22 protein-coding genes and 1 tRNA gene are annotated in these 21116 nt (G+C 65.1%); 16 read left to right on the forward strand and 7 right to left on the reverse strand.

The genetic code is table 11. The annotated features are described in order from the left end of the window. From RM531_RS09190 to uvrB, 3 genes are all read right to left on the reverse strand, one after another. Window positions 1–218: type II toxin-antitoxin system death-on-curing family toxin (locus tag RM531_RS09190; protein WP_311658819.1), on the reverse strand; the 218-nt coding region annotated here is incomplete at its 3' end. Further along, window positions 215–439 carry an AbrB/MazE/SpoVT family DNA-binding domain-containing protein gene (locus RM531_RS09195; RefSeq protein WP_311653725.1) on the reverse strand — a complete coding sequence of 75 codons (225 nt, stop codon included), beginning with the start codon at window positions 437–439 and terminating at the stop codon, window positions 215–217. The genes RM531_RS09190 and RM531_RS09195, both read right to left, overlap by 4 nt. Before the next feature lie 58 nt (window positions 440–497). Continuing rightward, window positions 498–2516 carry an excinuclease ABC subunit UvrB gene (gene uvrB / locus RM531_RS09200; protein ID WP_311658820.1) on the reverse strand — a complete coding sequence of 673 codons (2019 nt, stop codon included), beginning with the start codon at window positions 2514–2516 and terminating at the stop codon, window positions 498–500. 91 nt (window positions 2517–2607) lie between these two features. On the opposite strand from uvrB, the gene RM531_RS09205 reads away from it, so the two are divergent. The 3 genes from RM531_RS09205 (at window position 2608) to RM531_RS09215 (ending at window position 4934) form a co-directional block, all read left to right on the forward strand. After that, the gene (locus RM531_RS09205; RefSeq protein ID WP_311658821.1) at window positions 2608–3789 is read left to right on the forward strand and encodes a pyridoxal phosphate-dependent aminotransferase; all 1182 of its coding nucleotides are present in this window, start codon (window positions 2608–2610) and stop codon (window positions 3787–3789) included. A gap of 60 nt (window positions 3790–3849) precedes the next feature. Next, the gene (locus RM531_RS09210) at window positions 3850–4818 is read left to right on the forward strand and encodes a gluzincin family metallopeptidase (protein ID WP_311658822.1); all 969 of its coding nucleotides are present in this window, start codon (window positions 3850–3852) and stop codon (window positions 4816–4818) included. Between the two features lie 40 nt (window positions 4819–4858). Next, window positions 4859–4934, forward strand: a tRNA-Asn gene (locus tag RM531_RS09215). A 468-nt stretch (window positions 4935–5402) separates the two neighbouring features. Here the strand turns inward: RM531_RS09215 and RM531_RS09220 are convergent. Continuing rightward, entirely contained in the window at window positions 5403–7196 is a 1794-nt protein-coding gene (locus RM531_RS09220) for an ABCB family ABC transporter ATP-binding protein/permease (protein WP_311658823.1), read from the reverse strand. Window positions 7197–7435: 239 nt separating this feature from the next. Here RM531_RS09220 and RM531_RS09225 point away from each other — a divergent pair, with 239 nt between their 5' ends. The 4 genes from RM531_RS09225 to RM531_RS09240 are packed head-to-tail and all read left to right on the forward strand — an operon-like array spanning window position 7436 to window position 9287. Further along, the gene (locus RM531_RS09225; RefSeq protein ID WP_311658824.1) at window positions 7436–7882 is read left to right on the forward strand and encodes an EF-hand domain-containing protein; all 447 of its coding nucleotides are present in this window, start codon (window positions 7436–7438) and stop codon (window positions 7880–7882) included. Window positions 7883–7930: 48 nt separating this feature from the next. Further along, on the forward strand, window positions 7931–8446 hold the full coding sequence (locus RM531_RS09230; RefSeq protein ID WP_311658825.1) for a sigma-70 family RNA polymerase sigma factor: 516 nt from the start codon (window positions 7931–7933) through the stop codon (window positions 8444–8446). Continuing rightward, complete coding sequence (locus RM531_RS09235) at window positions 8443–8862, forward strand: hypothetical protein (RefSeq protein WP_311658826.1); 420 nt, start codon at window positions 8443–8445, stop codon at window positions 8860–8862. Before RM531_RS09230 ends, RM531_RS09235 begins: the two co-directional genes overlap by 4 nt. Further along, window positions 8859–9287 (forward strand): periplasmic heavy metal sensor, encoded by a 429-nt coding sequence (locus RM531_RS09240; RefSeq protein WP_311658827.1) that lies wholly within the window; start codon window positions 8859–8861, stop codon window positions 9285–9287. Before RM531_RS09235 ends, RM531_RS09240 begins: the two co-directional genes overlap by 4 nt. Window positions 9288–9308: 21 nt before the next feature. Here RM531_RS09240 and RM531_RS09245 read toward each other — a convergent pair whose 3' ends face one another. Genes RM531_RS09245 through RM531_RS09255 form a run of 3 tightly spaced genes read right to left on the reverse strand, consistent with a single transcriptional unit; the run spans window position 9309 to window position 12246 of the window. Next, window positions 9309–9872, reverse strand: coding sequence for a DUF2845 domain-containing protein (locus RM531_RS09245; RefSeq protein WP_311658829.1), 564 nt, complete (start codon window positions 9870–9872; stop codon window positions 9309–9311). A 6-nt stretch (window positions 9873–9878) separates the two neighbouring features. Then, on the reverse strand, window positions 9879–10517 hold the full coding sequence (locus tag RM531_RS09250; RefSeq protein WP_311658830.1) for a general secretion pathway protein GspB: 639 nt from the start codon (window positions 10515–10517) through the stop codon (window positions 9879–9881). Between the two features lies 1 nt (window position 10518). Continuing rightward, the gene (locus RM531_RS09255) at window positions 10519–12246 is read right to left on the reverse strand and encodes an ExeA family protein (RefSeq protein WP_311658831.1); all 1728 of its coding nucleotides are present in this window, start codon (window positions 12244–12246) and stop codon (window positions 10519–10521) included. 131 nt (window positions 12247–12377) lie between these two features. On the opposite strand from RM531_RS09255, the gene gspC reads away from it, so the two are divergent. The 9 genes from gspC to gspK all read left to right on the forward strand — a co-directional run bounded on the left by gspC (window position 12378) and on the right by gspK (window position 21085). Then, the gene (gene gspC / locus RM531_RS09260) at window positions 12378–13229 is read left to right on the forward strand and encodes a type II secretion system protein GspC (RefSeq protein ID WP_311658833.1); all 852 of its coding nucleotides are present in this window, start codon (window positions 12378–12380) and stop codon (window positions 13227–13229) included. Then, the gene (gene gspD, locus RM531_RS09265; protein WP_311658834.1) at window positions 13226–15250 is read left to right on the forward strand and encodes a type II secretion system secretin GspD; all 2025 of its coding nucleotides are present in this window, start codon (window positions 13226–13228) and stop codon (window positions 15248–15250) included. Before gspC ends, gspD begins: the two co-directional genes overlap by 4 nt. 3 nt (window positions 15251–15253) lie before the next feature. After that, on the forward strand, window positions 15254–16735 hold the full coding sequence (gene gspE / locus RM531_RS09270) for a type II secretion system ATPase GspE (protein ID WP_311658835.1): 1482 nt from the start codon (window positions 15254–15256) through the stop codon (window positions 16733–16735). Window positions 16736–16777: 42 nt separating this feature from the next. Next, window positions 16778–17989 carry a type II secretion system inner membrane protein GspF gene (gene gspF, locus RM531_RS09275; protein ID WP_311658836.1) on the forward strand — a complete coding sequence of 404 codons (1212 nt, stop codon included), beginning with the start codon at window positions 16778–16780 and terminating at the stop codon, window positions 17987–17989. Between the two features lie 81 nt (window positions 17990–18070). Beyond that, complete coding sequence (gene gspG, locus RM531_RS09280) at window positions 18071–18529, forward strand: type II secretion system major pseudopilin GspG (protein ID WP_432280510.1); 459 nt, start codon at window positions 18071–18073, stop codon at window positions 18527–18529. Window positions 18530–18553: 24 nt separating this feature from the next. After that, entirely contained in the window at window positions 18554–19120 is a 567-nt protein-coding gene (gspH, locus tag RM531_RS09285) for a type II secretion system minor pseudopilin GspH (RefSeq protein WP_311658837.1), read from the forward strand. After that, complete coding sequence (gene gspI / locus RM531_RS09290) at window positions 19117–19533, forward strand: type II secretion system minor pseudopilin GspI (protein ID WP_311658838.1); 417 nt, start codon at window positions 19117–19119, stop codon at window positions 19531–19533. Before gspH ends, gspI begins: the two co-directional genes overlap by 4 nt. Continuing rightward, window positions 19533–20159 carry a type II secretion system minor pseudopilin GspJ gene (gspJ, locus tag RM531_RS09295; RefSeq protein ID WP_311658839.1) on the forward strand — a complete coding sequence of 209 codons (627 nt, stop codon included), beginning with the start codon at window positions 19533–19535 and terminating at the stop codon, window positions 20157–20159. Before gspI ends, gspJ begins: the two co-directional genes overlap by 1 nt. Then, window positions 20156–21085: a type II secretion system minor pseudopilin GspK gene (gspK, locus tag RM531_RS09300; protein ID WP_311658840.1), complete on the forward strand. Its 930-nt coding sequence runs from the start codon at window positions 20156–20158 to the stop codon at window positions 21083–21085. Before gspJ ends, gspK begins: the two co-directional genes overlap by 4 nt. The last annotated feature ends 31 nt before the right edge of the window (window positions 21086–21116 follow it).

Genomic DNA, 21116 nt, shown 5'->3' on the forward strand with positions numbered 1-21116 from the left:
GCATGACCCTTGCAGACCCCGAAACAATAGGCGGCGGCAAGCTCAAACAGATCCGGTGGAGGCTGGCCATATGCCCATTGGTTGAGCGGGCGCGCAATCGCCGCTTCCAGTAGCGTGTGATCACGGACTCCGCCCGCCAGGCCGCCGAACGCGGACACCAGCTGGTGATTGATGAATTCGACCTCGCGGGTCTCGAGCCAGATCGGCTCGTCGCTCATTTATCCGCCAGTTCCCGGTACGCGTTGCGGTAGCGACGGATCACCTCGTCGGTGCTCTGCATCGTCTGCGCGAACTTCGGATCGGCAGCCGTCACCATGACGCCGCCGGGCGTCTCGGTCAGATAAAGCGACTCGCCTTCACCAACCCGCAAGCGGTTCAGCACTTCGCGCGGCCAGATGGTGCTCAGCGAATTTCCCGTCTTGCGTAGTTTGAGTTCCATATCCTGCTCACACGGCTGACTTAATATTGCCGAATTATAACGAACGTTATTACTTTCGTTAACCCACCTTGGCCGGCAACTCGAACGCGCTGTTGCGGATCTTGTGGATCTGGTCGCGCAGGCGGGCGGCTTCCTCGAATTCGAGATTCTCGGCGGCCTTGAACATCTGCTTTTCCAGCGCCTCGATTTCCTTGGCGAGCTTGCCGGGCGACATGCGGGCGTAGCTGCCGGCCTTTTCCGCCACGCGGCCTTTCTTCTGACCGTCGTCGTACTCCTCATAGCCGTAGCGCATGACGTCGGCCACGGCCTTGCGGATGGTCTGGGGCGTGATGCCGTGTTCCTCGTTGTGCGCCACCTGCTTGGCGCGGCGCCGCCCGGTTTCCTCGATCGCCCGGCTCATCGAGCCGGTGCGCACGTCGGCGTACAGGATGGCCCGGCCGTTGACGTTGCGGGCGGCGCGGCCAATCGTCTGAATCAGCGACCGTTCGGCGCGCAGGAAGCCTTCCTTGTCAGCATCGAGGATGGCAACCAGCGAGACCTCGGGGATATCCAGCCCCTCGCGCAGCAGGTTGATGCCGACCAGCACGTCGAATTCGCCCAGGCGCAGGTCACGGATGATTTCGCTGCGTTCCACGGTATCGATATCGGAATGCAGATAGCGCACCCGCACCCCGTTTTCGTGCAGATACTCCGTGAGGTCCTCGGCCATGCGCTTGGTGAGCGTGGTGACCAGAATCCGTTCGTTACGGGCGACGATGTCGTGCACCTCGCCCAGCAGATCGTCCACCTGGTTTTCCGCCGGCCGGATTTCCACCGCCGGGTCCACCAGGCCGGTGGGCCGCACGACCTGCTCCACCGTGTTGTCGCCGTGTTCCAGCTCATAGGGGCCCGGCGTGGCCGAGACGTAGATGCGCTGCGGCGCGATGCGCTCGAACTCGTCGAAGCGCAGCGGCCGGTTGTCCAGCGCCGACGGCAGGCGGAAGCCGTATTCCACCAGGGTTTCCTTGCGGGCGCGGTCGCCCTTGTACATGCCGCCGATCTGGGGAACGGTGACATGGGATTCGTCGAGCACCAGGATGGCGTCGTCCGGCAGGTAGTCCAGCAGACAGGGCGGCGGCTCCCCCGGCGCCCTTCCGGACAGGTACCGGGAGTAGTTCTCGATGCCCGAGCAGAAGCCGATTTCCTGGATCATCTCCAGATCGAACAGGGTGCGCTGTTCGATGCGCTGGGCCTCGATCAGCTTGCCGGCCTGCTCGAACTCCTTCTTGCGGACCTTGAGCTCTTCCTTGATCTCGCCCATCGCGGAAAGCATGCGCTCGCGCGGCGTGACGTAATGCGTTTTCGGGTAGATCGTCAAACGCGGGACCTTGCGGTTGACGGTGCCGGTGAGCGGGTCGAAATACGACAGACGCTCGACCTCGTCGTCGAACAGCTCCACCCGCACAGCTTCCTCGTCCGCCTCGGCCGGGAAGATGTCGATCACCTCGCCGCGCACCCGATAGGTGCCACGCTCCAGCGCCATGTCATTGCGGGTGTACTGCAGCTCGGCCAGCCGCTTGACGATGTCGCGCTGGCCGATGCGATCGCCCTCGTCCAGGTGCAGGACCATGGAGAAGTAGGCCTTCGGATCGCCCAGGCCGTAGATGGCCGAGACCGACGCCACGATGATGGTGTCGCGCCGCTCCATCAGGGCCTTGGTGGCCGACAGGCGCATCTGCTCGATGTGGTCGTTGATCGACGAATCCTTCTCGATGAAGGTATCCGAAGAAGGCACGTAGGCTTCCGGCTGGTAGTAGTCGTAGTAGGAAACGAAGTATTCCACCGCGTTATCCGGGAAGAACTCGCGGAACTCGCCGTAGAGCTGCGCCGCCAGCGTCTTGTTGGGCGCCATCACCAGCATGGGCCGGCCGGCGCGCATGGCCACATTGGCCATGGTGTAGGTCTTGCCGGAACCGGTGACGCCCAGCAGAACCTGATGGGCCAGACCGTCGGCGAGGCCTTCCACCAGGCCGTCAATGGCGGCCGGCTGATCCCCGGCCGGTGGCCAGTCGGCCTTGAGTGCAAAATCCTGGTGCATGCGCTCATCCTGGGGCCGATCATTGGTAAAGGCAACGGCCATTGCTTATCATTCGACGGCGTTTTCCGGCCCTACTCACAAGGATTTCCCCGTGGCGACCAAGCTTTCCCAGCGCGTCCAGCGCATCAAACCCTCCCCCACCCTCGCGGTGACCGCACGCGCCGCCGCGCTGAAGGCCCAGGGGCAGGACATCATCGGACTTGGCGCCGGCGAGCCGGACTTCGACACGCCCGATCACATCAAGGATGCCGCCAAGGCAGCACTGGACCGCGGGGCCACCAAGTACGCCCCGGTTCCCGGCACGCCCGGCCTGAAGAAGGCCATCGTCGCCAAGTTCGCGCGCGACAACGAGCTGACCTACAGTACCGATCAGATTCTGGTCTCGGTCGGCGGCAAGCAGAGCTTCTACAACCTGTTCCAGGCCACCATCGACGACGGCGACGAAGTGGTTATCCCGGCGCCGTACTGGGTGTCTTACCCGGACATGGTGCAGCTTGCCGGCGGCGAACCGGTGATCGTGAAGACCGATATCGACACCGGTTTCAAGATGACGCCGGATCAGCTCGACGCGGCTATCACCGACCGCACCCGCTGCGTGGTGATCAACAGCCCGTCCAACCCCACCGGCAAGGCCTATACCCGCGCCGAACTGGCCGCACTTGGCGAGGTGCTGGCCCGACACCCGGATGTAATCGTCGCCACGGACGACATGTACGAGCACATCCTCTGGACCGAGGCGCCGTTCGTGAACATCGTCAATGCCACCCCGGCCCTGTTCGATCACGCCATCGTGATGAACGGCGTGTCCAAGGCCTATTCGATGACCGGCTGGCGTATCGGCTATGCCGGCGGCCCCACGGACCTGATCAAGGCCATGAGCAAGATCCAGTCGCAGTCCACTTCCGGGGCCACCACGGTGTCGCAGGAAGCAGCACAGGTGGCGCTCGACGGCGATCAGGGCTGCGTGGCCGACATGGTCAAGGCCTTCAAGGAACGGCACGACTTCGTGGTCGCCGCGCTCAACGACCTGCCCGGCGTGCGCTGCCTCGAGTCGGACGGCACTTTCTACAGCTTCCCGGACTTCTCCGAGGCCATCGCCCGCAACGGCGCGGATGATGATCTGGCGTTCTCCGAAATGCTGATCGAAAAGGCCGGCGTGGCGCTGGTGCCCGGGTCCGCCTTCGGTGCTCCGGGCTATCTGCGGCTGTCGTTCGCCACCAGCATGAAGAATCTGGAGAACGCGCTCAGCCGTATTCGCGACATTCTGAAATAGACCGAAGACGTCGACGGCGGGAACGCCGACCGGTGACGACGGTCTCAAGCAGTCGTCACCATGCGACCGACTTCCCGCCAATTCGCTGCCGCCCTTGCCGGCATTCTTCTGCTGGCGACGGCAACCGTTTCCACGGCCGAACAGGACACCACCGTCCGCGTGGGCGGCGGTGAAATCCGCGTGACGTTCGACGATGGGCGACTGGCCGTCGGCCGAAACGAGGTGTTGTCATGGGTCCGCGGCGCGGCGCACACCGTCAGCGCCTACTACGGCGGATTTCCGGTCTCCCGGCTGGATCTGCGCATTCGACCCATAATCGGCGACGACATCGGCGGTACCGCCTACGGCTGGCGGCGCGGCATCGACATCCGCCTGGGCGGCAACGCCAGCAGCGACGACCTTGCCGACGACTGGGTGCTGGTCCACGAGATGCTGCATATGGGGCATCCCCAGGTAGGCGACCAGCACAAGTGGTTCAAGGAAGGGCTGGCGACCTATGTCGAGCCGATCGCGCGGTCCCGGGTCGGTGACCTCGCCGCCCGCGAAGTCTGGGCGGAACTGGCGCAGCAACTGCCACAGGGCCAACCCCGCCGTGGCGATCGCGGACTGGACCACACCCCGACCTGGGGCCGCGTCTACTGGGGCGGTGCGCTCTACTTCTTCGTCGCCGACGTACGCATCCGCCAGCACACCGACGACCGTTTCGGCCTGCAGGATGCTCTGCGCGCCATTGTCGAGGCCGGCGGCACCCTGGACCGGCGCTGGTCGCTGAGCAAAACGCTCCGGATCGGCGACGAGGCCATCGGCGAATCGATTCTGACCGATCTGTACGATCGCATGGCCGACCGGCCCGTGACCGTGGACCTCGACACGCTGTGGACCCAGCTCGGAATTCAGCGCGGTCTGATTCGCACCGACCTCGACGACGACGCCCCGCTGGCCCATATCCGGCGCGCGATCACCGGTGAACCCGCCGAGAGCACCCCCGGCCATCACGCCGGTCGCGGCTTGCACGCCCCGGGGGGTTAAATTACTATGCGCGCCGTTGCCGGCCAGCCCGGCAACATGTTCCCCGGTAGCTCAGTTGGTAGAGCGGGTGACTGTTAATCACTAGGTCGGCGGTTCGAGCCCGTCCCGGGGAGCCATCCTTATTTCCCGAAGCCGTCCCCCGGCTTCGAGACACTTCCAGATATTCGCTGTTGATCGGCTCTCACCGCCGACTGCGTCGGGGTTGTTCGGTCCATCCTTGGGCCTCACCCTTCGGGCTCGCTTCGTTCGAGTCGTTCTGTTCCAGACAGAACGATGTTCGGCCCATCCTTGGGACGAATCCTGCGGACTCTCTCCCGCTCGCGCGAATTTGTTCCTGACAAATTCGTGGGCGCACCAGACCGTAGGGCGCCATTCATTGCGCCGCACGATCACGTTGCCTGAAGCCTGAACATGGCAGGCCGAATGAATTCGGCCCTACAACCGTTGAAACACCTACTCACAGGAAATGGTATGAAACCCTGTCGGCGCCATGAATGGCGCCCTACGGCGCGGCAAGAGCTTCCGGATTGAGCCCTACGTAGGGCCGCATTCATGCGGCCACCCGCAATATCGCCTGCTCGGTGTCATGGACGCGGGTCGGCTGCCGAGTCTTCCGGAGATCGCTCCTGCTGCAGCCGCCACATCGCGGCGTAACGGCCGTCGGCGCTCAGCAGTCGGGGATGCGTGCCCCGCTCCGCCACCCGGCCCTGGGCCATGACGATGATCTCGTCGGCGTCGATGACCGTGGAAAGCCGGTGCGCGATAACCAGCGTCGTACGGTCGGCGGCAACATCCCGCATGGCGTCCAGGATGGCCCGCTCGGCGTGGCTGTCCAGCGATGACGTGGCTTCGTCGAAGATCAGGATCGCCGGGTCCTTGAGCATGGTCCGGGCAATGGCAATACGCTGCTTCTCGCCCCCCGACAGCTTCAGACCCCGTTCACCCACCATGGTGTCGTAGCCCTCCGGCAGCGCGGCGATGAATGCGTCCAGGTGGGCCAGTCGCGCCACGCGTTCCACCGCGTCCCGACCCGCGTCCGGCCGACCGTAGCGGATGTTGTATTCGATGGTCTCGTTGAACAGAACCGTGTCCTGGGGCACCACGCCGATGGCCTCACGCAGGCTGGCCTGGGCGATGTCGCGGATATCCGAGCCATCGATGGCAATGGCGCCATCATCCACGTCATAGAACCGGAACAACAGGCGTGCAAGCGTCGACTTGCCGGCGCCGCTGGCGCCAACCACGGCAATCTTGCGGCCGGCGGGAATTTCGAACGACACGTTGCGCAGAATGGGCCGGTCCGGTCGATAGCCGAAGCTGACATTATCGAACCGCACCGCTGGCTGTGACACGACCAGCGGCGCCGCATGCGGGGCGTCGGCAATGCCCGGCTCCACGTCCAGCAACTGGAACATGCGGCTGATATCCGCCAGCGCCCGCTTGATTTCCCGATAGACGAAGCCGAGAAAGTTCAGCGGCAGGAACAGCTGGAGCATGTAGGCATTGATCATCACCAGATCACCAACGGTCATCGCGCCATCGACCACCTGCCGGGCGGCCAGAATCATCATGGCGGTGATCGCGGCGCCGATGATCAGCGCCTGCACCACGTTCAGCAGCCCCAGCGATAGCCGGCTGCGGCGCAGGGCCTGTTCCCAGGAGGCCAGAAAGCGGTCGTACTGGCCGGCCTCGAATCCTTCGTTGCCGAAGTACTTCACCGTCTCGTAGTTGAGCAGGCTGTCCATCGCTCGCGTATTGGCCTCGGAATCCAGGCGGTTGGATTCGCGCACATGCCGGGTGCGCCACTCGGTGAGTACGGCGGACGAGACGATGTAGAGCACCACCGACACCAGGACGATGGCGGCGAAGAACCAGTCGTAGTAGAACAGCAGAATGCCCACCACCAGCCCGATTTCCAGCAGCGTGGGCAGGATGTTGAACAGCATGAAGCGCAGCAGGAAGCTGATGCCCGCGGTACCCCGCTCGATATCCCGGGACAACCCGCCGGTACGCCGGGCCAGGTGGAAATCCAGATTCAGCCCGTGCAGATGCTCGAAGGCCCGCAGCGCCAGCCGGCGCATGGCCCGCTCGGTCACCCGTCCGAATATCAGGTCGCGAAGCTCGCCGAGCAGCACCGTGCTCAGTCGCAGCACACCGTAGACCACCAGCATGGCCAGCGGCAGGACAATGACGTCCTGCTGGCTCGCATCCAGGCTATCGACGATGCGCTTGAGCACGATTGGCAGCGTGACCGTGGCCAGCTTGGCCGCGACCAGGAACGCCAGGGCGATGGCCACACGGCCGCGAAACTCCCACAGATAGGGAACCAGCAGGCGCAACCGCCGCCATTCGCGATGGGTGGTATCCGGGGCGCTCAAGTCGGTCCCTCCGCGCGTGGGACTGCGAGAAAGCGCGAACGCTAACAGAAAGCCGACACAGGGGGCCTGATCCCCCAGCGGACGCTGCGTTTCGTGCCCGGGCAGCGATGGCAATGCCCGATTCGCGTTTGCCCGTGGAAAACATTCGCCATCGGTCGAGCGCAGGGAATCTGCGTCGACCCGTGTATCAGTTGATGAACCGGTCATGGACCGGCCTACCCCTGAAACGGAGCACGCTGATGAAATCCATCCCCACTACCCTCGCCGCTGCGGCATTGCTGGCGGCCACCGGCGCGGCCCAGGCCGGTCATGGTCACGGTTTTGGCAAGATCGACGCGGACGGCGACGGCGCTATTTCGCGTTCAGAATCCCTGCAGATGCGCATGTCGATGTTCGAGAAGCTGGACGCGGACGGCGACGGCTACGTGACGGCCGAGGAACGGCAGGCCGCGCACGAGGCCTTCAAGGCCCGCAAAGAAGTCGACCGGAAGCAGCGCGGCCGTGACAGGATGGCGGCCATGGATACTGATGGCGATGGGCGCATTTCCCAGACGGAGATGCAGAACGCCCCGACACCCTGGTTCGACAAGGCGGACGCCGATGGTGACGGCCGCCTCACCCGCGAGGAAATGAAGGCAATGCGGCACGCGCATCACGGCAAGCATCGCGGCGACAAGCCCGAGTAGGCGCCGGACCGCATCTGCATGGGAGAGCGCGAGGATGATGATCGGCTCATGGCAAGAGTGGCGAGCGGCGATGCCGATGCGTTTCGCCAACTCGTGGACCGCCATGCCGACCGCGTTCTCGCGCTCGCCCGGCGCGTGCTGAACCAGCAAGCCGACGCCGAGGACGTGACCCAGGAAGTATTCACGCGACTCTGGACCCGGGCCGACACCTACCGGCCCGGCCAGGCCCGTTTCACCACCTGGATTTACCGGATCGTGATGAATGCCAGCCTGAATACCCGCCGGGGCCTCGCCCCGCCGGCATCGCTGGACGATGAACCGGAACCCGCAACCGACACGCCCGGCCCCGATCAGGCCGCGGCAAACCGACAGACCCGCGATCGGGTCGACTCGGCCATCGGCACGCTGCCGATCTCGCAGCGGGCCGCCATCGCGCTGACGGCCAGCCGCGAATTGAGCAACCGGGAGGCTGCGGCCATCATGCAGCTATCCGTCAAGGCGCTCGAGGCGCTGCTGGTGCGAGCCCGGCGCAGCCTGCGGACACAACTGGGGGACCTGCGATGACACCCGAACGGTTTCAGACGTTGCTGGACCGGCGCGGCATCACGATCACCGTCTGGCCTTGGCACGACCGTCTGGCGGCGCGCCGGCTGCTGGCGAAATCCGCCGATGCCCGCAATCGCCTGGCCAAGGCCCAGGCGATGGACGCCGCACTCGGCGAATGGGCGAGCTGCCCCGTCGAGCCGACGCTACGCGACCGGCTGGCCGCTATCCCCGATCGTCATCCGGTATCCATCCGACCCGCGTCGGCCGGCCATGAACCGATCCGACCACTCTGGTGGGCCGGCGGCGCCCTGGCCACGGCCTCGCTGCTTACCGGGCTGGTACTGGGCTCAACGCTGTTCGCACCCGCCGAGGATGTCGTCGACATCGCGGGGCTGGCCTATGGCGATACTTACCTTACGGAGTTGTCACAATGACCCTGTCTCGTCGGGGACGCGTTGGCGTCGGCTTGCTGCTGACCGTTTCGCTGGCCCTGAATCTGATTACCGCCGGGGTGGTCGTCGGCCGCCTGGTTTCCGATGGGCCTCGGCATCACGGGCCGCATATGCTCCGCGGCGTGCCCGAATCGGCGCGGCCGGCGCTTCGGGATGCGTTCAAGGCCCATCGCGATGAAATGCGCGCGCATATCCGCGGCATCCGGGAGGCTCGCGCCCGTATTGCCGACCGCATCGCCAGCGATCCGCTCGACCAGGCCGCGCTCGAAGCCGCCTTTAACGAACTGGCCCGGCGCACCGACGCCATGCAGGCACTCACGCACCGAATCGTGATCGAGACGGCACAGAATCTGCCGCCGGACGTTCGCGAGGGCTGGCGCGCCGGATGGGGTGAGCGTGGTCGATAGCTGGCCAATGACGAGCGGTCGCTAGTCGAACCCCCGATTGTCGGTGTCGATTCGCACCACACGGCCGTTTTCCAGGATCACCTCGCGCAACAGCCGGCGGCTGCCGAAGTTGTAGATCCAGGTCTCGCGCCGGATCTGTTCGGCCACGCCGTAGCGGAACTGTCGGGAAGAACGCAGTATCACCCGGCTGTCTCGCTGTGCCGGCGAGCCACAGGCAGATAGCAGCCGGTACTTGGTCATGCCGGGGACGATCTCGGTGGGGCCGCAATCCGCATTCGCCCGATCGGCGTCGAAGCCATAGCCGTCGTTGTCGATGCCGATCACGCGGCCGTTACGAAAACGCAGGACGTACAACAGGTTGCTGCGGCCGAAGTTATAGGTCCACTGGGTGACATCGGGCGCGACCACGCCGGCTGGCAGCGAGCCCGCGGCCCAATCATCGCGAAAATCCGGTTCGCCGCAGGCATCAAGAACCTCGATCTGAAGGTCACCACGGTCGACCAAACCGCCATCGCAGCGAAGGCCCGCGGCCTGGGCGGTGCCGGCGCCGGCTATCAATAACACCACGATGGCCAGGCGATGCATCGGAATCTACTGCGGCGCCGGCAGCCGGAACCGCAGGCCAGCGTGATTGAGGATGGCGCCGTCCTCGTCGATGGATTCGACCGCCGGGCCGGCCGCGGTACGCTCACCCTGGTGATAGCGGCGTCCGTTGATGAGCACGAAGCTGCGCCCCGGAATGCTGCTGTAGAGCAGGCCGTTCAGCTCAAGATCCGGCAACCGCTGCTGCTGCGCGGCCGGCAGGGCCCGGCGCGTGGGCACGGTGTCGTCATTCCGATCCGACGACGGTGCCGAGGGTTCGACCGGTGCGGGCGCCGGTTCCGGTGTGGTCCGCGCAACGGGTTCCGTCGGAGGCTCCGGTGGCGGCGTCAGCCGCTCGACCAAGTCGGCCGTCACCGCGAGAGCCGCCGGGGGCGCCGGCATGGCGGCCGTATCGTCGGCCGCCGATGACGATGCGGAATCACGCGGATCCGCCGACCAGGCCCACCACATTGCCGCCATGCCACCCAGATTCACCGCCACCACGACCCCGATCAGCCAGAACACCCATACCGGCAGACCGTTGCGACGCGTCGCGGTTCCATCGGCGGTCTCGGTACCCAGGTCCGGTACCTCGCCCAACCGCCGTTCCCGTTCCGCCTTGCGCAGCGCATCCAGCAAATATGACATCTCAATCCCTGCCTGTGGCCACGCCCAGGCCGGGCGTATTGGGCGCCGGCTCGAGATTGTTCAGCAGGATCATCGTGCGGGCGCCGACGATACCGTCGGGCGTCACCCCCTGGCGCAACTGGAATTCGCGCACCTGCGTTTCGAGTTCCTGATCGAAGATCGGCGACGGCCGGCCGGCGCGGTTGTCGGGGTTCACGCCATCCGCGATGGCCAGTCGCCGGCGCACCCATACCACGCCCGGCCCCACCGACCCGCGGGACACGCGTCGCGTCGGCGCCTCCAGGCGCCAGAGCAACGTGAATTCGCCGGTCCAGAAGCTCAGCAGCGTCTCCCGGGACCAGGTCTGCTGGCCGTCCGCGGTGACGATGCGAACCGTGTCGTCATCCCCGACGCCGCTCAGAATGATGTCCCGAATCTGATCGCCATCACGCAGCGTCAGCAGCGCAGGCAGATTGAATTCGCGGAGTTCATCCAGCGTCGCCTGATCGCTCAGACAGCGCAGACCGTCGGCCGGAAACGCCTCGCAGGGCGGTGCCGAATCCTCGAAGATGCCCCACATGCGCCGCAACTGGGCCAGGTCCGCACCCTGGTCGGGCAACGCATCGACTTCGGCCACATCGGGCGCCGGCGGTGGCGCCGGCGTTTCGCTGTCGGACGATGACTCGGGGACGACAATCGTCACGGGCGCATCTTCCGGCGGCGTGACCACTTGAGGCGTGACGATCTCGGCGCTGGCCGCCGTTTCGGCCGGCTCCTCGGCCGAGCCGGTTTCGGGGGCATCCGACACGATATCGGTCGACTCCGTGGCGGCGGGACGATTAACGCCGAGGTAGATCCCCAGACACAGCGCGCCAATGACCAGCGCGGCCGCCCCGGCCACCCGGTACGCAGGTCGGACCTGCCAGATTCGGGACGGCTCGTCGGCAAGCGATTCACGAGCCGCGCGCTGGACCATGGCGGTGGTGACCTCGTCCCGCCCAAGGCTGTAGGCCCCCATCAGGGCCCGGTCGCAGACGGTATTGACCAGCCGCGGCACGCCCCCGGTCAACCGGTGTACGCGCCGGCAGGCCGTGGTGCCGAAAAGACCGGCATTGCCACCAGCCACCACCAGGCGGTGGCGGATATAGGCCCGGGTCTGGGCCGCATCCAGCGACGGCAGGTGGAACCGCGCGGTAATCCGCTGGGCCAGCTGACGCAGATCCGGCCGGCGCAGCAGCTCTTCCAGTTCCGGCTGGCCCACCAGGATGATGCGCAGGAGCTTGTGCTTGCTGGTTTCCAGGTTGGTCAGCAGGCGCAGTTGCTCGAGCACGTCCCGGTCGAGGTTCTGCGCCTCGTCCACGATCAGCACCGTGCGCCGGCCATCGGCGTGGGTAGCCAGCAGGTGCTCGTTGAGCGCGTCGACCAGTGCCTTCAGCGTTGTACCCGCGCGCTTCGGGCGCTTGGCGCCCAGCTCGTCACAGATCTGCGCAACGAACTCGTTAACCGTCAGTTGCGGGTTCAGACACAGGGCGACATCGAGATTGTCATGTTCCTGTTGCAACAATGCGCGGATCAGCGTGGTCTTACCCGTGCCCACTTCGCCGGTAAGCTGTACGAAGCCGCCGCTTTCCCCGGTGCCGTAAAGCAGGTGGCCCAACGCTTCCCGGTGGTGTTCGCTGAGAAACAGGAAGGTCGGATCCGGCGTCACCGCGAAGGGAAAATCCTTCAGCTGAAAGTAATGCAGATACATGCCGGAGACGTATTAAATGGTAGGGGCGATATCACGCAACATGATACGGCATGGCGGAGAGCAGCCGGCACCCGCTCGGAACAGGCCGACGACTACGTTATGATCCGCGCGGTTCCAGCCCGGCGCAATTGATGTCTGACACCCTGATCCAAATGGTCAAGGGCCGCTACGGCCAAGTCATGTGGTTGATGCGGCTGGTCCTTGCCGTGCTCATCGGTCTTGCCGCTGCGGAGTTCTTCTGGTCGGCCTGGCCGGGGCCGGACTTTACCGAACCGCGCGCGCTCAGTCGGGATTCCGGCGAAACGGCGGAGACCACATCGGTCGACGTGGGTCAGATTGCGTCCTACGAACTATTTGGCGTAAAGCCGCACGACGATAGCGTCGACCCCTCGGTTATCGACGCCCCGGAAACTCGCCTGAACTTGACGCTGACGGGCATCGTTTCCAGTGATCGAAACGGCCGATCCCGGGCGCTGATACGCTCGGACCGGGGTGATCAGAAGCCTTACTCGGTGGGTGACACCATCGCCAACGGCGTCAAACTCCACGACATCTACTACAACCGGGTGATCCTCGATCGTGGCGGCCGTTATGAGACGCTGACCCTCGAACAGGAGAAGGCCGAGGGTGTGGAACGTGTCGCCGCATCCGAAGATGTGAACGACGAGATTGCGGACTCACTGGCCGACGTGCGAAATGAGCTCCTCGAAAATCCATCCAAAATGTCCGACTATGTGCGCTTCCGGCCGCACAAGGTGGGCGGGGATTTGAAGGGATACCGAATCTACCCGGGCAGTAATCGCAGACTATTCCAGCAGGTCGGCCTCCGGCCTGGCGAGCTGGTGACGGCGGTCAACGGTACGCCGCTGACCGAAACACGAGCCGCAATGAACGTGCTCGGCAGTCTGGCCGAAGCCGATAGTTTGACCGTCACGCTTGAACGCGGTGGCGAACAGCGCACAGTGAGTGTCAGCTTTCAATGAAACACACCGTACCCAGCACTTTTCTCACGCTCCTGCTGACACTCGGCATCAGCGTCAGCGTCGTCGCCCAGCAGACGCCAGAGGGGATCGAAGCCGTCAACGGCGAATCCTTTACGCTTAATTTCAAGGAAGCCGACATCACCGCGCTGGTGGCAACGGTCAGTGAGGTCACCGGGCGCAATTTCGTGGTGGATCCCAGGGTCAAGGGGCAGATCACGGTGCTGTCGGCCGAGCCGATGACGCCCGGCGAGCTTTACGAAACGTTTCTCTCGGTGCTTGAAGTGCACGGGTTCTCTGCCATCCCGGCCGGCGAGGTGACCAAGATCGTGCCCCAGGTCAACGCCAAGCAGGATGGTGGCTTCGGCGGTGATACGGCCACTCGGGAGGACATCATCACCCGGGTGATTCAGGTAGACAACGTGCCGGCCGACCAACTGGTGCCCATCCTGCGGCCGCTGGTGCCGCAGTACGGACATCTGGCCGCTTACCCCGCGTCCAATATCCTGATCATTTCCGACCGCCAGACCAACGCTGATCGTCTGGTTCGCCTGGTCGGCCAAATCGACCGCGAGGGCAACCGGGACATCGAGCGGGTGCAGCTGGAAAACGCGACCGCCACCGAAGTAGTGCAGGTCATCACGCAGCTCAAGGGAGAAGCCAGCAAAGAGGCACCCAGCGCCGAAGACTTCAGCGTGGTAGCCGATGAACGCACTAACAGCGTGATCATCGCCGGCGACCCGTCCAGCCGGCTGCGGGTACGAGCAATCATTGCCGACCTTGATACGCCGGTGGATCAGGACGGCGGCACCCAGGTGATCTATCTGGATTACGCGGATGCCGAAACCCTGGCCCCGATCCTCCAGACATTCGCCGAAAACCAGTCACAGCAAGGCAATCGCAGCGGCAACAGTAACAACGCCAGCCAGTCGGCCAGCATCAATGTCATCGCCGAGCCCGGCGCCAACGCCATCGTGGTCAACGCCCCCGCCGACGCGATGCGGGAAATCCGCACGGTGATCGATCAGCTCGACATCCGCCGCGGCCAGGTGCTGGTGGAGGCAATCATCGCCGAAGTCAGCATAGATCGCTCGCGCCAGCTCGGCGTCGATACCGCCGTATTCGACGACAACACCGCAGTCGCCGGCAGCATTCTGGATAACAGCACGCTGGAAGCCATTCCGGCTCTGGCGGGCAACGGCACGCCGCTGGGCCTGATCCAGCAGGGGCTGAATTTCGGCATCGGCGACCTGAACTCGGACGGCACCAGCTTCGCCGTGTTGCTCAAGGCCCTGTCGGGCGACTCCAATACCAACGTACTGTCCACCCCGTCGCTGCTGACGCGCGACAACGAGGAGGCCGAAATCCAGGTCGGCCAGGAAGTCCCGTTCATTACTGGTAACTTCACCAATACCGGCACAGGCGGAGGCGGCACAGGCGGTAACCTCAACCCGTTCCAGACAGTGGAACGCCGCGACGTGGGTCTGACGCTGACGCTGACGCCGCAGATCAACGCGGGCAATACGATCCAGTTGACCCTGGCCCAGGAGATTTCCAGCATCGCCCAGGGCACGTCGGGCGCGGTGGACCTGATCACCAATCAGCGCACGCTCAACACCTCGGTCGAGGTGGAGAACGGCCAGATTCTGGTGCTGGGCGGCTTGATCGACGACAACCTGACCGAATCCGAGCAGAAAGTTCCGATCCTCGGGGACATCCCGCTGCTCGGGGCGCTGTTCCGCTCGCGCGAGGTGGAACGCAGCAAGCGCAACCTGCTGAATTTCATCCGCCCGACGATCCTGCGCGGGGACGGCGCGGCCGGCTACTACACGCGCAAGAAGTACAACTACATGCGCAACCTCCAACAGGAACAGCAAAAGACCGGTATTCCGCTGATGCCGGACGATGCGAGGCCGGAATTGCCACCGATCGAGCGCTACGAGGATATCCCGGTATTCCCGGGCGACGGTGGCGCCGAGGACGCGGAAAGCAGCGTGCCCCAGACAGACAACGATATCCGCTAGACCATGAGCGAACCCGTGCCCCACCTGCCGTTTGCCTTCGCCAAGCGCTACGGCCTGATGTTCGGCCGCGATACCGAGGAGGGTCTGGAACTCAACTGCATCAACGATGCCGACCCGGTCGCCATCGCCGAAGCCCGGCGCGTCGCCGGCCGGCCGCTGCATCTGCTACCGGTGGCGCGGGATCAGTTCGATTCCCTGCTGCAGGCCAGCTACGAGGGCAACGCCAACGAGTCCATGCAGATCGTCGAGGGGCTGGAAGACGATGAAATGGACCTGTCCACGGCGGCCAAGGCGTTGTCCGAACCGCAGGACCTGCTGGAATCGGCCGACGACGCGCCGATCATCCGGCTGATCAACGCCCTGCTGACCGAGGCGATCAAGGAAAACGCCTCGGATATCCACATCGAGCCATTCGAATCACGCCTGACTGTCCGGTTCCGCGTGGACGGGGTGCTGCGCGAGGTGCTGCATCCGCCGCGTCAGCTGGCCCCGGTACTGATTTCGCGCGTTAAGGTGATGGCGCGGCTGGATATCGCCGAAAAGCGCCTACCCCAAGACGGCCGCATTTCCGTGCGCATCGCCGGCCGGCCGGTGGACATTCGCGTATCCACCATTCCTTCCGGCAACGGCGAGCGCGTAGTGATGCGCCTGCTCGACAAGCAGGCCGGGCGGCTGGACCTGCCACAGCTCGGCATGCCCGAGGATACCCTGGCGGACATGGATGCTCTGGTGCATAAGCCCCACGGCATCATTCTGGTCACCGGCCCGACCGGCTCGGGCAAGACCACGACCCTGTACGCGTCGATCACGCGGATCAACGACCGCACACGGAACATCATGACGGTCGAGGATCCGATCGAGTACTACCTCGACGGCATCGGCCAGACCCAGGTCAATACCAAGGTGGAGATGAGCTTCGCCCGCGGCCTGCGCGCCATCCTGAGACAGGACCCGGACGTGGTGATGATCGGCGAGATCCGCGACCTGGAAACCGCCGAGATCGCGGTGCAGTCTTCACTAACCGGCCATCTGGTGCTGTCGACCCTGCATACCAACACCGCGGTTGGCGCCATTGCCCGTCTGCGCGACATGGGGGTTGAGCCCTTCCTGCTGGCCTCCAGCGTGATCGGGATCATGGCTCAGCGCCTGGTCCGGGTGCTCTGCCCGGACTGCCGGGTGCCGTATACCCCCGACCATGCCGAGTGCAATCTGCTGGGCGTGGATCCGGCGGACCCGCCGCAGATCTACCATCCCGGCGGCTGCGATCATTGCAACAACAGCGGCTTTCGCGGACGTACCGGCATCTACGAGCTGGTCATGGTCGGCAACGAGATGCGCACCCTGATCCACGACGAAGCCGCCGAGCATGTACTGGAGAAGGAAGCCCGCAAGCACACCGACAGCATGCGTGCCGACGGCCGGCGTAACGTGCTCAAGGGCGTCACCACCCTCGAAGAAGTCCTCCGGGTGACCCGTGAAGAATAGCCGCGCGATGCCCCGGCATCCCGGCCCGCGGACGACCTGACCATGGCAGCCTTCGAATACACGGCCCTGGACGCACGCGGCCGGGAGAAACGCGGGGTGCTGGAAGGCGATGCCCCGCGGGCGATTCGCGCCCAGCTCCGACAACAGGGCATGACGCCGCTGGACGTGCGTGAGGTTGCCGACCGCGCAGGCAAGCGCCGGCTGTTCCAGTTCGAACGCGGCATGCGGGTTACCGAACTGTCGCTGTTCACCCGGCAATTGGCCACCCTCGCCCATGCCGGCATGCCGATGGAGGAAGCGCTCAAGGCGGTGGCCGAGCAGACCGACAACGCCCGGTCGCAGCGCATCATCATCGGGGTGCGCTCCCAGGTGGTGGAGGGGCAGACCCTGGCGGCCGCGCTGGAGAAATTTCCCGGCAGTTTCGACGAGCTGTTCCGGGCCACCGTGGCCGCGGGCGAGCAGTCCGGCCGTCTGGACGAAGTGCTGGAGGGTCTGGCCGACTACGTGGAAGACCAGCAGGCCATGCGCCAGAAGATCATGGGCGCCCTGCTCTACCCGGCGTTCCTCAGCGTGGTGGCCATCGGCATCGTGATCGCCCTGCTGGCTACCGTGGTACCCGATCTCGTGCAGGTGTTCGAAAGTATCGACGCCGATCTGCCCGCGCTCACGCAGATTCTCATCGCGATGAGTGACTTCGTTCGCGCCTGGGGCTGGCTCATGGGGCTTGGCGCGGGTGCCCTGGCAGTCGCGTTCCTCTGGGCGATGCGCCGACACGGCTTCAAGCGACGATTCCATGCCCAGGTGCTGCGGCTGCCCCTGATCGGCCGCTTCGCCCGTGGCGTCAACACCGCGCGGTTCACCCGCACCCTGTCGATTCTCACCCGCAGCGGCGTGACGGCACTGGATGCCATGACCATCGGCGCCGAAGTGGTCAGCAACATTCCCATGCGCGAGGCCATCAACCGCGCCGCGCGCAAGATTCGCGAGGGCGAGGCCATTCACCGGGCCCTGGGGGCGGAGCGATTCTTTCCGCCCATCACCCTGCACATGATCGCCAATGGCGAGCTATCGGGCGAACTCGAGACCATGCTCGCCCGGGCAGCCGATCATCAGGAGCGCGAGGTGGAAACGCTGCGCCAGGGTGTCATGGGCATTCTGGGGCCGATGGTGATCCTGCTCATGGGCGGACTGGTGCTGATGATCGTGCTGGCGATCCTGCTACCGGTATTCGACCTCAACCAGCTGGTGCAATAGACCGGAACACGCCCGCGCGGGCATGGTCCGTAGGGATGAATCAAGGCAAAACGCGCCGGCCTCCGGCGCCATTCGGAGTCAATGATGCGCAGACAACTTCCCGCCCGCATGGGCCGACAACAGGGTTTCACCCTGATCGAGATCATGGTCGTCGTGGTCATCCTGGGCATTCTCGCGGCAATCGCGGTACCCCGGATCATGGACCGACCGGACGTCGCCCGGGTCACCAAGGCCAAGCAGGACATCCGCGTGATCGAAAGCGCCCTGCAGCTCTATCGGCTGGACAACTTCCAGTACCCCTCTACCGAGCAGGGGCTGGAAGCGCTGGTCGAAAAGCCGACGTCGCAGCCCGAACCTCGCAACTGGAAGTCCGGCGGTTATCTCGACCGCGTGCCCACCGACCCCTGGGGCAATCCCTACCAGTTCCGTAATCCCGGGGAACACGGCGAAATCGATGTGTTTACCCTGGGCCGGGACGGCCGCCCCGGCGGCGAGGATATGGACAGCGACATCGGCAACTGGAACACCGACGAGGCCTGATCGGCACCGGACGCTAGCCCGTCGATGATGCGCCAACGCGGTTTCACCCTGCTGGAAATACTGGTGGTGATGTTCATCATCAGCATCATCGTGGGCTTCGCCGTGCTGTCGATCGACGGCCGCGGCGGCGAGGACCGCCTCCAGCGCGAAGCCGAACGCATGGACGCGCTGCTGTCACTGGCCGCCGATGAGGCCATCCTGTTCGGCGGCCAGATGGGCGTGGACTTCACCCCGGACGGCTACCGCTTCCTGCGTCTCCAGCAGGAAGGCTGGGTGCCACTGGCCGGGGGACAGACGCCGCTGCGTCCGCGCGAGCTGCCCGAGGGCATGCGCCTGCGGCTACTCGAAGCCGAGAGCAACAAGGATCGCTTCGACCCGCTGGCGCCCGGCGGCGCGGAGGACAATCCGGCCGACGAAGACGACGAGGATACCGAGGAACGTCGGCGGCCCGATCTGTTGTTGCTGTCCAGCGGCGAAGTGAGCCCGTTCCAGTTCGAACTGTCGTCGGAAAACGTCGCGGCCCGCTACCTGTTCGAAGGCAAGATCACCGGCGAAATAGAGATGCGGCGGGAAACGCCGGCCGGCACATGAGGCGACGCCAGACCGGTTTCACCCTGGTGGAAGTGCTGGTGGCCACTGCGGTGCTGGGGCTGGCACTGACGGTTTTCATCACCGGCGGCACCCAGTACGCCGGCCATGCCCACTACATCCAGGAAAAGACCCTGGCGCAATGGGTGGCCCGCAATCGCATGGTGGAATACGACACCGATCCCCAATGGCCCGATACCGGCCGCGACGACGGTACGGTGGAGATGGGCGGCCGCGAGTGGGAATGGCAATCGGAAGTCGAGGAAACCCAGGATCCGGTGGTGCGCCGGGTGGACATTCAGGTGTTTCCCATCGATGCCGACACCGGCGATGCCGCGGATTCGCCGCTGACCACCCTCAGCGGTTTTCTCACCCAGCCCGCCGGCGGCACCGGCACCACGACCACCACCCAGTGATGCGCCGGACCCACGGTTTCACCCTGGTCGAACTGCTGGTCGCGCTGGCGGTGTTCGGCATCATGGCGGCCATGGCCTACGGCGGTCTGACCAGCGTGATCGACACCCGCGAGGGCATCGACCGGTCGCTGGCACGCACCCAGGCCCTGCAGACCACCCTGTTCCGCATGCAGAACGATCTGGAACAGACGGTCAGCCGGCCGATACGCGATGCCTACGGCGACCCCCAGCCCGCGATGGTCGGGTCGGCCGACACCGGCATCCTGTTCACCCGCACCGGTTGGTACAACCCGTTGCAGGTGCCGCGTAGCAATATGCAGCGGGTCGGCTACCGCATCGACGAGGACGATAACCTCGTCCGCGTGCACTGGATGGTGCTGGATCAGGCCCAGGACAGTGCCCCGGTCGAGCAGACCATGCTCGAAAACGTGGATACCATCGAATGGCGCTATCTCGACGCCAGCCGTGAATGGGTGGACCGCTGGCCGCCGCAGAGCGCCGGTGGCAGCCTCGGAACCGGGCAGGATCCCGATGCCCCGCTGCCAATCGCGGTGGAGCTGCGGCTGGATACCGATCACTGGCAGGACATCCGTTTCCTGTTCCAGATCCCCGGCGCGGAATCATGAACCGGCAACGCGGCGTGGCTCTGCTGACCGCCCTGATGGTCGTGGCTCTGGTGGCCATGCTCGGCGCCGGCATGCTCACCCGCATGAACATCGCCATGCACCGGGGCGGCAACCTGTGGCTGGATCAGCAGGCCCTCTGGTACGCCGTCGGGGTGGAGAGCTGGGTGGGCGAGATCCTGCGCCGCGACCGCGAGAACAACCAGATTGATACGCTGGAAGAACCCTGGGCCCAGCCGGTGGACTATCTGCCGATCGAGGGCGGCGCCATCTCCGGTCAGGTGATCGACTTACAGGGGCGCCTCAACATCAACAACCTGGCCGGCGGACAGGCCCAGCAGGCACTCGATCAGTTCATCCGCCTGATCCAGCTGGTGGGCGAGACCGATGCCGTCACCGCCCGCGCCGTGGCCCAGAGCACCCGCGACTGGATCGACGCCGACATCCAGCCGACGCTGCCCGACGGGGCCGAGGACGACTACTATCTCGGCCTGTCGCCCGCCTATAGAACTGCTAATCGGCCGATGACCGACGTGTCCGAATTGCGCAGCGTTCGCGGGATGAACGCCGAGCTGTTCCAGCGTCTGGCGCCTTACATAACCGCCCTGCCCACCGCCACTGCGGTTAACGTCAATACCGCGCCGGCGCCGGTACTCGCCTCCATCGCCGAGGGCCTTGATCTGGCCATGGCCACCGACCTGGTCGAGCAGCGCGAGGAAGCAGCCTGGGAGAGTGTGGAGGCCTTCCTGCAGAACGAAACCCTGGCCGGGCGCGAGATCAGTGCCGAGAACCTGAGCGTGGCCAGCAGCTATTTCATGGCCAGCGGCCGGGTATCGGTGGACCGGGTCAGCGTCTCCTTCGCCAGCGTGTTGCAGCGCGGCGACCGCGGCGGCACTCGGGTCATCCGGCATCAACGCAATGCCCTGTAACGGCGAACGCAGGCAGACGGCTGCGACCGGC

It is taken from the genome of Spectribacter acetivorans (genome assembly GCF_031846305.1).
GTDB lineage: Bacteria > Pseudomonadota > Gammaproteobacteria > Nevskiales > Salinisphaeraceae > Spectribacter > Spectribacter acetivorans.